The following is a 10,934-nucleotide window of genomic DNA, read 5'->3' on the forward strand; positions in this document are numbered from 1 at the left end:
TCCTCCTCACAAAGAGCAGGTAATTTAAAGATATACATATCCTATCACTTTCAGTAGCTCCAAGCAAAGATGAAGCCTGCTTTTTTACAGGTCTATAGCAGGAACAAAACTACATATGCACAGTAAAGAGCAAGTACACTGCACACGATAAGAACAGTTTCAAAAAGCCCGCCTGATTTTTTGCGTACTGGTGTTCTTTTTGCTGCTGCAACTCTCGATCGTGAAGTCACCTGTTGATTTTGTTGAACAGCGGGCTTTTGCCCGTTTTTTTGCTGCTTCTTTTGACTCGCTTTTCTTGAAGCGATCAGCTGTCCTTCTTTCAGCATTGCACTCTTCATAGCCGCCGCTGATTGATATTTACCTTGTAGAGCAGCCTTTAACACCCGCTCATAACGCTTTAATAAAGGATGTCCTTCAATGGCTCTGTAAAGCTGCTTTTCCGGTTCTGCTCCTTTTTTGAATTCTTTCTTATACGCACAGTTCACCATCACCATACTTAAGGCAAACAGATCATAAGATGGCTCTGCCTTTCTTGTGCCGAATCCCCAATAGCCTCGATCAAAAAACTCGGTATACTCCTTGATTGCCCTGCCTGCTTTTGTCGTTCCCCCTACATCAATGCACCGGATCGCGGCCGGGGGACCTGACACGATGAGATTATCTGGCTTCAAGTCACCAAAAATCCAGCCTTCTTGATGTAAATGAGCCAGGTTAGATAAAAGTTGAACCATTAAAACAACGATCCACTCATCATCTTTTTGTTTTACAAATTCAAGTAGTAATGGGCCTCTGACATACTCCATCACATAAAAGGAACGCTTTTGAAGCATGCCGGGATAAATCGCATCATCCATATCATAAAAAGAAGGCCCCATGGTTTTCACAGGAGCCTTAGAAAAGGATTTTAACACATTGACTTCAGATGCAATGAGCATACTGTCATCACTCACTTTAAGGGCTACTTGACCATTTGGCGATTCGGCTAGATAGACAATACCGTTCGCCCCTTTTCCTAGCTCTTTTACGATGCGGTAATGATGGTGATGCCATTTCCCATGAATCACCGTGCCTAACGGAATGTTAGAAGCCGAATTCATCATGCTCTTCCTTTGCTTCAAGCAGCCCTTTACGTGAACGAACTGATTTGAAATGCTGGAGTGCTTCTCGAAGCGCTGGTCCAGTTGGAGTAATTCCTCCCGTGGTCAGTTTCGGGAAAATAGATGACAGTGAATCGAATCGAGGCGTCCAATTCAACACAATTTCAGCATCTGAGTTTTTCCCGGGAAATATACACATTCCAAACTGATTTTCACCAATTCTTGAATTTAAACTAATGGAGAGGTCAATGAGTGCTTCTTTAACGGTCGGCAGCTTCGGTTTCATACTTGCACTTGTATCAACAAGCACAAGTACTTGAAGGTGAACCGTCTCTCCTAACTCATCGACTACTTCCATCACTTCCCCGCGCTTATCAGGCGGAAGCTCTTCAATTTCAGTGTCCTTACCAAGGATTTGCTGCAATTCTTTATTCACAACACCTTGCAAGGTTTGTGTCATCGCTTTTTTTGTAACCATTTGTACCGTTTGAGATAACTGCTGGACGTAGACAACTTGATGAATGCCTCCGCCTGCTAGAGCAATCCCCTCAACTTCTTTCATTGCTTCATGATCGTGTCTGTTTTCCTCCATAATGCCAATGACATTGACTGTAATCCCTTGTTCCTTTGCCAATGAGGCAATCGCAAGTGGATCTTCCCCGTGATTTGAGCAGCCATCTGTAATCAATAAGATTTGGTTTACGTGACCTTTTCGCATCTTCATTCCTCCTGGGATCGTAACTGAATGCTTTATATCCCCATCATCGCCAGAAGAAATTCATATTATACGATATTTCAAGAAATCTCTTGTTTCTCAAGATAGAATGTACCAGTCGGAATGGATGCCCATTTAGGCGTATTGTGATCAAGCCTGATGACAACAACCGTCATATCGTCATCAATTTGACCCGATCTTGTTCGAATGACCTCTTCCATTAATAAATCAGCAATCTCTTGCGGATCTTCTGTTTTAAAGCTTTTCATTTTGCGTTTCACCCAGAGATCATGATTTTCAATATGCTTTGGTCCTTCGAAAATGCCATCACTCATCATAATCAGCAGATCTCCTGCCTTCATCTGTTCACTCACAACCTCCACTTCAAATTCATCAATAATCCCAATCGGTAAGTTGCTCGCTTGTACCTTCATCACCTGATCACCCCGTTTAATAAAGCTGGGTGTTGAACCGATCTTAAGGAATTTACAGCTCGCATCCTGTAAATCAATAATGGACAAATCTAACGTTGAATAGATTTCATCTGTCGTTCGTAAAGATAAAATACTATTAATGGTTTTAATCGCCACTTTTTCATTGATGCCTGATGCCAATATTTTTTCTAACAGCTTAATCGTTTCATTGCTTTCAAAATGAGCCCTTGCTCCATTGCCCATTCCATCACTAATAGCCGCGGCATATTTGCCCGCACCCAGCTCCATCATGCTGTAGCTGTCTCCAGACACTAATCCTCCGCCTTTTGCTGCATGCGCTACGCCTGTAGCCACTCGATATGATTTTGCAGAGCCAAATACAACGTGGCAATAGCCTGTTGGGTGCTCTGCACACTGCTCTGCTTTGACTAAAATCTGTTCTTCTAAAATATCTGAGAGCATAGGGGCGATGATTTTTTCACATTCACCATGGCCCTGGCAATATGGGATTCTCATTTCAATATCGACATTCCCCTGCTCCAAGCTATAAATTTCTACTTGCTGAATTTCAATTCCAAAGTGCTGAAGTGCTTCTATCATCTGCTCTTCTTGAATAAAATGCTGTTCTCTTTCCCGTTTTATTTCCCGGGAAAAATCCTCCATCACTTGTGAGACACCCATCAGCTGTTCAGCTACAAGGCGTCTGCTGTCTTGGACTTTTTTCTTCAGAGTCTGGTTGGCTTTATAGTAAGCGATCTCCTCTTCAATCAATTCCTCGACATGTTTTGATTTTGAGCAGTGCTGGCTAAATTTCTTCTTCAATTTCCGGTTTTGCTCGTAGGTTTTTTCATCAGATTCATGCATAACTTGTTTCATCAGTTCATAGGTTGTATCAAAGTTCTGCACCCAGCATTTATTTTTCTTATAGCACGTTTGACAGGATCGTTCTGTGATCGTACTTAAAAAAAGATCTACATCCTCTTCCTGTTTCTTTTCTTCAGGAATGGAATCGTAAAATGTCGCAAAACTCTCAGACAGCGCATGAAATACGTTAGAGAATTGGTCTACCTTTTTTGCTGTCACATCTCGTACTTTCCGGGCGTATTGTTGCTGTTCCTGTACATGCTCTACCGTACCAGGAATATATTTCGCTACCTTAGAGGTCACTGATTGTGGCGTGAGCAAGAAGAGCGCAACCGCAATCAATGATTCATATAGCGTGGTTATGAGTCCTGCTGATCCTTCTCCGTACAAGGAAATAAGTAAGGAACCCACAATTAAGCCAATGGCTGCGCCTGCTTTCTTCCCCTCTTTCAGCAATCCTCCTAATAAACCTGAAAAGGCAAGAAGACTCATCTGATAAAGGTTTCCGATGTTAGCGAGACCGAGAATTAACCCAGTCACGACACCCACTGTACAACCAATACTCGCTCCTCCAATAAAGGCAAAGCTCAGCACTACATATCGTGACAAAATATGCTCTGCCTGCATTCCTTGAAATGTGATGCCTGCCAGACCTGTTAAAACTGAGGCAATCAAAATCATAAAGCAAATAATTTCTTCAACCTTTAAGGAGTGTTTGATTTTCCTGACTGTAAAAATCGGCAGGCTTTGAAGGAAAATCAGTGTCAAAATGAAGGCAAGTCCTGCTTCGACACCCGCCATGACGTAATCGTAGCTTTGCACAGCACCTTGCTCTAGGTAAACAAACACTCCTCTGGTGATCAGCATTGACAGCACAATGACAACCGGCAATGTTTTCACTGGGTCTTTGATGATGAAAGAAACCACCTTGGACATAAGAAGGAATACGATCAGCGACGCAAACACAAACAATGCATTTTGAGGTGATATCGTCATGGCTCCAGCAAGTAAAGCGAGACAAGCAAGCATGGACTTATCTCTTTTGATAAGTAGCATCGAGCCAAAGAAAGGCAGAGCAAACGGCATAATTTCAGATAATATAAAGGCTCGTCCTAATAAAAAACCAAGAACGACATAAATAAACCCTTTATAGAAAAAAAGAGAATGCGTATGATGAAGAAACAGGTTTTTCATCTTTTTTAACCCTGCACTGATTCTTTCAAACCCCGCTCCTGTTAAATCAGTTCTTCTTTCTAGTTTTTCCATCTTTTCATCCCCCACCTGATATTCGTTGCTTGTCATTATAGCGAAGGTGAAAAAGAAATTTTGTCAAAAGAAGTTGTCGTTTCCATAAAACGTTCGACGCTTTATTCGTCAAAAAGGCATACTTTCATGAAAGTCGATGTCTTTCATCAGAATTTTACGAAGACACAAAAAAACAGCTTTCCTAAAGAAAGCTGTTTTCGAAGATGACCCGTACGGGATTCGAACCCGTGTTACCGCCGTGAAAGGGCGGTGTCTTAACCGCTTGACCAACGGGCCTTGCTTTTATGTTCTAATAAAAAGGATAGCGGCGGAGGGGATCGAACCCCCGACCTCACGGGTATGAACCGTACGCTCTAGCCAGCTGAGCTACACCGCCATAATAAAAATGCGCTAAGAAGCACAAGATCTATAATACAAAGGAATCGCTTGTCCGTCAATAGGAAGTTTTAAATTAAATGACGAAATCTCAAAAAATGTCGTATGGATCAAGAAAAAAAGCACCTGCGGACAGCAGGTGCTTTGTTGTGAAAGATATATAGAAAGCAGCAACAAGTTAACCTCTTCTTGCTCCGCGTCCCCCACGTTTTGATTCCGTGTTACGTTTTAAAGATGTTAAGCGGTCTTCACTATCTTTTAAGAATTTGTTCATTTTTTGCTCAAACGATTCCTTCGGACGGAAATCATTTCTGCTCGGTCTTGATTGTTGTTGTTGAGGACGATCTTTTGCTTTTTTAATGGACAAGCCGATTTTACCGTCTTTTTCAACGTTAATCACTTTCACTTCAACTTGTTCACCGACTTTTAAATGCTCATTAATATCTTTTACATAGTTATCGGCTACCTCACTGATATGAACGAGACCAGTTGAACCGCCTGGCAACTCCACAAAAGCTCCAAAATTTGTAATGCCCGTAACTTTCCCTTGTAACTTGCTGCCAACTTCAATCGACATAAAAAAAGTGCTCCTCCTTAGACTTATAAAAAAATCTCATTTGTTCAATTATACATAAACTGAATTTTAAGTGTCAACAAGGCTAATCGCTCTTATTGCCCACATCAAAGATTTTTTCGCCTTTTTTGGACATATAATAGTCTCGTCGTGCCAGTTCGAGTACGTATTCCTTGCTTTTCAGCTTTTTAATTTCATCAGAAATATCTTCCTGCTTTGTTTGTAATTGCTTTAATTCTTTTTCGAGCGCAACCTTCTTCTCTTCTTTTTCCTTTAATGAGGACGATTGCGACCAGAGGGCACTTGTCACCAAGACAGCAAACATGAGCACGATCACACCAAACACGGTAAGCCTTCTAAGGAGTCCACGGCGTTTGCGTTTTAAGCGTTGTGCTTGCTGTTCCATTTGTTTTTGGTAATCATTTTGAATTTGTGCGATATTTCTTTTTCTCTTGTTCAAGGTTGAAGGCCTCCTCTCTTACTTTGTCCAGAATTGTTTCCATTTCGTTTTGATGGTACCAGATAATTTCTTGGTCCCTTGTAAAATTCCTGCTCCTTTAGAGAAAAACAATCTCATTGATGTTCGCCATTTTTCGGGAATCCGATGAATAATGGTCACATTAAGTAACCAGATGAGCGGATAACAAACAATGGACAGCACCTTCCACACGAGCCGAAACGTAAAACGAACAAGACGTAAGAGCGAGTGGAACAAGAACAGTATAACACTTATGACCATTGTGACAATCCAACGGATCGGCTGGAAGACGATCGACATGACCAGCCTTTTAAGGATGAGAACGGTTTGATAAATACACATCGTGATAAATTTGAGAATGTTCATATACAGCTGTTTCATCAATGCCTGATACATCGAGAAACCTAGTGCAACGGCTAGAAAGATATAAAGCCTGAATTCTCCCTCATTTGTCAGCAGCAGAACATAAAAGAATAAGAGACCCTGTACCAGCCAAAAAAGGAGATCGTGTATAATCAAAAGCCATTTTGCTGTCTTTTCCCGATTCACAAACAGCTTGTACGTATCAAGCGATGCGCCCAGCCAGATGCCCATCGCTACCATCGAAAGCATCGTATAAAACTGGACTGTCAGCGTCATTTAAACAGCTTGCTAAAAAATCCTTTAGCTTTCTCCCCGTGCTGCTCATCTACATAAATTAAGTCAAAGACACGTCCTTTAATCGACACAACGCCTTTTTCGACGTCTAGGTTTTTCATTTGCAGATTTTCTCCACGGATAGCGAGAATCCCCATGACCGTCTCAAGCAGAAATTCTTCATTATCAAAGCTTTCCACCTGTTTGACGCCGGTAATATCTAAATGCTTTCTGTTTCGCATTGTGATATTGTGTTCCGCTTCTGATGACAGCTTCGTGCCTTGAGGTTGATTATAATATTGATTCATTTATACATCCCCCATATCTCATACTTGCATTGTTACTGCATTGTATGTGACAGGAGGATCATTTAGAACAAGCCCTATTCTGCTGTTTTTTCTTCTTTTAGCACAGTATACATGCCAGCGGCTTCTTCTTTTTTCGTTGTGTCCTTTAACTCGTTGACTTGAACCGTCACTAGTTTTTGACCAAAACGGATTTTAAGCTCGTCTCCTTCTTTCACATCAGAGCTGGCTTTCGCCTGTGTGCCGTTAATCGAAATTCTGCCTTGATCAGCGACTTCTTTTGCCAATGTTCTTCTTTTGATTAAACGGGACACTTTTAAAAATTTATCTAGTCTCATGTATGCTCACCTCTTTCTATACGTTTGGCATCGTTCCATAGATCGTCCATTTCCTCTAGCGTTAAGTCCTCTAATGAACGTCCCATGTCCTTTGCTTTTTGTTCGATATGCTGAAAGCGACGCATGAATTTTGTGTTGGCGGAAGCGAGCGCCGTTTCAGGTTCTAGCTGATAGAACCTTCCAATGTTGACGAGAACAAACAAAAGATCTCCAAATTCGTCTTTCATCTGCTTCGTTGCACTTTCGTCCGGCTTCTCTGCCACTTCAACGAGAAATTCCTGCTTTTCTTCTTCGTATTTGTTCCAAATATCTTTCACATCTGTCCAATCAAAGCCTACTTTGGCGGCTTTCTTTTGGAGCTTATATGCCTTTGTTAATGCTGGAAGCGTCGCCGGGATGGATTGCAACATAGAGGCTGCCCGCTCCGGCTTCTCCTGCTGCTTGATTTTTTCCCAGTTGACGACCACTTCTTCTGCTTCAGAAACATTTGTGTCGCCAAACACATGGGGATGTCTACGAATCATTTTTTCTGTGACATGCTGGATGACGTCATCAATTGAGAAAAAGCCGTCATCTTCACCAATTTGAGCATGAAGTAACACCTGCAGCATCACATCTCCGAGCTCTTCCACCATGTGGTCTGGATCATCTTCATCTATCGCTTCAAGCAGTTCATAGCATTCTTCAATTAAATAGGGTTTAAGTGACTCATTGGTTTGTTTTTGATCCCATGGACAGCCGCCCGGACCTCTTAATGTACGGATGACGTCACGGAAGGTGTCAAATTGTTGGTAAAGCAGCTTTTCATCTTGAATCGGAGGCACATAAACACTCGTTAAGTTATTTATCGACACATCTCGATCAAGTTCAAATAAAGGAACGGCAGTAATCTGTTCCAGGCTGCTTCCAGCCGCAGTCACAATATAGACTTCATAATCGTCTGGAAGCTTTTCCATCAGCGTGAGTTTCACATTCGAAGCGGTGAGCTGATCATATACCTGACAAATGAGGACATGCTGGGTCAATTTCAGATCGTCCGCTCTCATATCTCCTGCATCAACGAATTGGAATCCCTCGATGGGGTCGATCTGCAGGGAGTTAAACGTCGCATCCAAAAAGCTTTGTCCACCAGCAACGGACACCTCAATCCCGCGCTCTTGCTGCTGAGAAACTAATAGCTGGACGGTCTTTTCAGCGACAAATGGGTGACCTGGTACTGCGTACACAATCTCCTTTTCCGCAGCCTCTGTAAATAAAATTTCCGTGATTTCCTGATAGACCGAATCAAACTGATCGTGCTTTTCATAAATCTCATCAAAAAAGGTCAGCGATGGAACCTCCTGCATCAACTCTGCGGTAAGCGGGTGGTCCTGCGTTCTCATAAATACTTCTTTCGCCTGCTTCAGCTGCTTGTATACACCGAGCGTCAGCTGATCCATGTCGCCTGCCCCAAGACCGACGACGGTAATCTTACCTGCCATTTTGATTCCCTCTCATCTGTTTAAAATAAAAAATCTTTTCTCCTAATGGAATGAGTCTCCATTCCTCGTCCGTAAATACTTCTAGCTTAAGAATACTATATAAAAAGGCGAAACCACCAATAAAAACTGACGTCAGGCTCTCTAAAACGGAAAAAGGACGTTTTTCAAAGGGAATGACCCAAGAAAACAGTGCCTGATACCCTATTAAGACAATGGCCATGAAAGCGGCCGATAAAAGAATTTTCACTGGAAACAGCTCTCTCAACGAAATCCATCCTTTATGCCTCAAATAAACGGCATTGAGCAGAGCGGCAGCGAGAAAACCGCACACGGTTGACCATGCGGCACCGTAGATGCCAAATAGCGGCACAAGTGCAAGCGTGAGTATCCATTTCACTAGCACACTGAGAAGCACCACAACAGCCGGATACACAGTATGCCCAAGCCCTTGAAGTAAAGCTGCTTGCGTAATCGCAATCGATGTAAATGCGATGGAAATACAGAATATTTGCAGCGCATCGGTACCTAAATCATTACGAAAAAGCATGGTATTGACTGACGAAAGAATACAAATCAGCCCAACTGCGGAACCAATCCCTAAAACTGACGTGGTTTTAAACGATGTACGTACTTTTTGCCTGATCGCTTCATGCTCTCCATTCCTCATGGCAGCAGATAAAAATGGCACAAGAGAGGTCCCGATGCTAATGGCAAACACTGTCCCTAGCTGTAAAAACGGCTGCCCTCGGTCATACACACCTTTTGCCGCCTTTGCCGCGGCTTCACTCAGTCCCTCACTGCGCAGCAACGCATACAGATGAAAGGCATCAATCATTTGCATCCATAAAATGAGCAATCCGCTGACACAAATCGTGAATGTATACAGCACCAAACTCTTCAAAACATCCTTTTTCCGAAGTGTCGCCCGCTTGACTGTCATAGGTGCAGAAGACTGTTTTCGGTAAGTCAGCCAAAGGAAAAGAAGCAGTATAAGCGAGGCCGCGCTTCCCGCTATGGAGGAGAAGACTGCACCCGCCCCTGTTTCATAAAGCGAATAGCCGTGCCTGACGAAATAGAAGGATAAAACAAGCAGGACGCCTACCCTGATGAGCTGCTCAACCAATTGAGAAACAGCTGTTGGAAGCATCATACCGTCACTCTGAAAAACGCCTCTCAGCATCACGGTAAGCGGCAGAAATAAAAACACGAAAGCACTCATTTGGATGAGCAGGATTAATTGACTGTCCGCCATAAGGCTCGCAATACTGCCTGCTCCTATGTAAAGACAAAGAAATAAGACCAGGCTCAGTAAAGTGATATAGACCAAGGATACCCTTGTAATAATTCGTCGATTCTCCTCCCCATGCTCACTCAAAAGCTTGGACACCATGACAGGAAACCCTGTGGTGCCGAGCATGATCGCAATACCTAGGAAGGGGTACACTTGCTGATAAATATAAAACCCTGTGTCTCCTACGATGTTCTGGAACGGAACACGATAAACGGCACTTAGTACCTTTGATAACAAGCCTGCGATGGTCAAAATCACCGCACCCTGGAAAAGCCAATGCGGCTGATTCACAGCATTTTTCATGGATGACTCCTTTAAAAATAGATCTACAGTTAAACGCACTCATTATATCATACGTGAATGAAAAGCCGTTTCTTTCTAAGGAGTAGACGGCACATTTCTTGTTTTGTTTCATTCCATATAAAAAACGCCGACAAAATCAAATGATTTCATCGGCATTCTTTCGTTTCATCAAAATGATATAGAATTATTAGACCTAGTGTTCCATTTGACGGGCTAGGAAGCCAGCTGCTGTTTCTGCCGCTTTATGCTCCACTTCCCCCATTGAACGCTCTTTAGAAAATAAGACGACGGCGCCAATCGGATCTCCGTTTGCAACAATAGGTGCAATGGTATAAGCAGATACGTCATCATCAATACCATCGACAAGTTGAATTTCTTTTTTGCTTTCTTCTAATACAGAATTGCGCTGGTCCATTGTTCGTTCAAGTAAATCACTGATGGATTTGTTTAAGTACTCTTTTTTCGAACTGCCGGATACAGCAATATACGTATCTCGATCACAAATCAGGATGGAATGACCCAAACTGTCGAATAATGCATCAGCATATTCCTTCGCAAAGTCTCCTAGCTCACTAATCGGCGAATACTTCTTCAAAATGACTTCTCCATCGCGGTCGACGAAAATCTCAAGCGGATCTCCTTCCCGGATGCGCAATGTTCTGCGAATCTCCTTCGGAATAACCACTCTACCTAGATCATCGATGCGGCGTACAATTCCAGTTGCTTTCATTCACTGCTGCCTCTCTTTCGTTTGATGATGTGTTGGGTGAATGGAGC

Annotated in this window: 11 protein-coding genes and 2 tRNA genes; all 13 read right to left on the bottom strand. The window is 42.6% G+C overall.

From position 1 onward, the window contains the following. Positions 1-92: 92 nt before the first annotated feature. On the bottom strand, positions 93-1,097 hold the full coding sequence (locus tag QRN39_RS18175) for a protein kinase domain-containing protein (protein WP_284907837.1): 1,005 nt from the start codon (positions 1,095-1,097) through the stop codon (positions 93-95). Continuing rightward, positions 1,081-1,815, bottom strand: coding sequence for a vWA domain-containing protein (locus tag QRN39_RS18180; protein WP_003217969.1), 735 nt, complete (start codon positions 1,813-1,815; stop codon positions 1,081-1,083). Before QRN39_RS18180 ends, QRN39_RS18175 begins: the two co-directional genes overlap by 17 nt. Positions 1,816-1,892: 77 nt before the next feature. Then, positions 1,893-4,376 (bottom strand): stage II sporulation protein E, encoded by a 2,484-nt coding sequence (gene spoIIE, locus QRN39_RS18185; RefSeq protein WP_284907838.1) that lies wholly within the window; start codon positions 4,374-4,376, stop codon positions 1,893-1,895. Between the two features lie 204 nt (positions 4,377-4,580). Beyond that, a tRNA-Glu gene (locus QRN39_RS18190) sits at positions 4,581-4,652 on the bottom strand. A 26-nt stretch (positions 4,653-4,678) separates the two neighbouring features. Beyond that, a tRNA-Met gene (locus QRN39_RS18195) sits at positions 4,679-4,752 on the bottom strand. A 177-nt stretch (positions 4,753-4,929) separates the two neighbouring features. Beyond that, positions 4,930-5,328: a S1 domain-containing RNA-binding protein gene (locus QRN39_RS18200; RefSeq protein ID WP_003217901.1), complete on the bottom strand. Its 399-nt coding sequence runs from the start codon at positions 5,326-5,328 to the stop codon at positions 4,930-4,932. Positions 5,329-5,410: 82 nt separating this feature from the next. Beyond that, positions 5,411-5,785 (bottom strand): FtsB family cell division protein, encoded by a 375-nt coding sequence (locus tag QRN39_RS18205; RefSeq protein WP_003217952.1) that lies wholly within the window; start codon positions 5,783-5,785, stop codon positions 5,411-5,413. A gap of 18 nt (positions 5,786-5,803) precedes the next feature. Beyond that, positions 5,804-6,442 (bottom strand): spore cortex biosynthesis protein YabQ, encoded by a 639-nt coding sequence (gene yabQ / locus QRN39_RS18210; protein ID WP_003217942.1) that lies wholly within the window; start codon positions 6,440-6,442, stop codon positions 5,804-5,806. Further along, on the bottom strand, positions 6,439-6,747 hold the full coding sequence (gene yabP, locus QRN39_RS18215) for a sporulation protein YabP (protein ID WP_003217974.1): 309 nt from the start codon (positions 6,745-6,747) through the stop codon (positions 6,439-6,441). The genes yabQ and yabP overlap by 4 nt, the downstream gene beginning before the upstream one ends. Positions 6,748-6,821: 74 nt before the next feature. Then, the gene (locus QRN39_RS18220; protein ID WP_003217975.1) at positions 6,822-7,082 is read right to left on the bottom strand and encodes an RNA-binding S4 domain-containing protein; all 261 of its coding nucleotides are present in this window, start codon (positions 7,080-7,082) and stop codon (positions 6,822-6,824) included. Next, positions 7,079-8,563: a bifunctional methyltransferase/pyrophosphohydrolase YabN gene (yabN, locus tag QRN39_RS18225; RefSeq protein WP_003217954.1), complete on the bottom strand. Its 1,485-nt coding sequence runs from the start codon at positions 8,561-8,563 to the stop codon at positions 7,079-7,081. The genes QRN39_RS18220 and yabN overlap by 4 nt, the downstream gene beginning before the upstream one ends. Then, positions 8,553-10,157 carry a putative polysaccharide biosynthesis protein gene (locus QRN39_RS18230; protein WP_284907839.1) on the bottom strand — a complete coding sequence of 535 codons (1,605 nt, stop codon included), beginning with the start codon at positions 10,155-10,157 and terminating at the stop codon, positions 8,553-8,555. The genes yabN and QRN39_RS18230 overlap by 11 nt, the downstream gene beginning before the upstream one ends. Before the next feature lie 193 nt (positions 10,158-10,350). Further along, positions 10,351-10,887 (bottom strand): stage V sporulation protein T, encoded by a 537-nt coding sequence (gene spoVT / locus QRN39_RS18235; RefSeq protein ID WP_003217990.1) that lies wholly within the window; start codon positions 10,885-10,887, stop codon positions 10,351-10,353. Positions 10,888-10,934: the final 47 nt, after the last annotated feature.

It is taken from the genome of Bacillus sp. lyk4-R2A-2 (assembly GCF_030209735.1).
Taxonomy (GTDB): Bacteria; Bacillota; Bacilli; order Bacillales; family Bacillaceae; genus Bacillus; species Bacillus pumilus.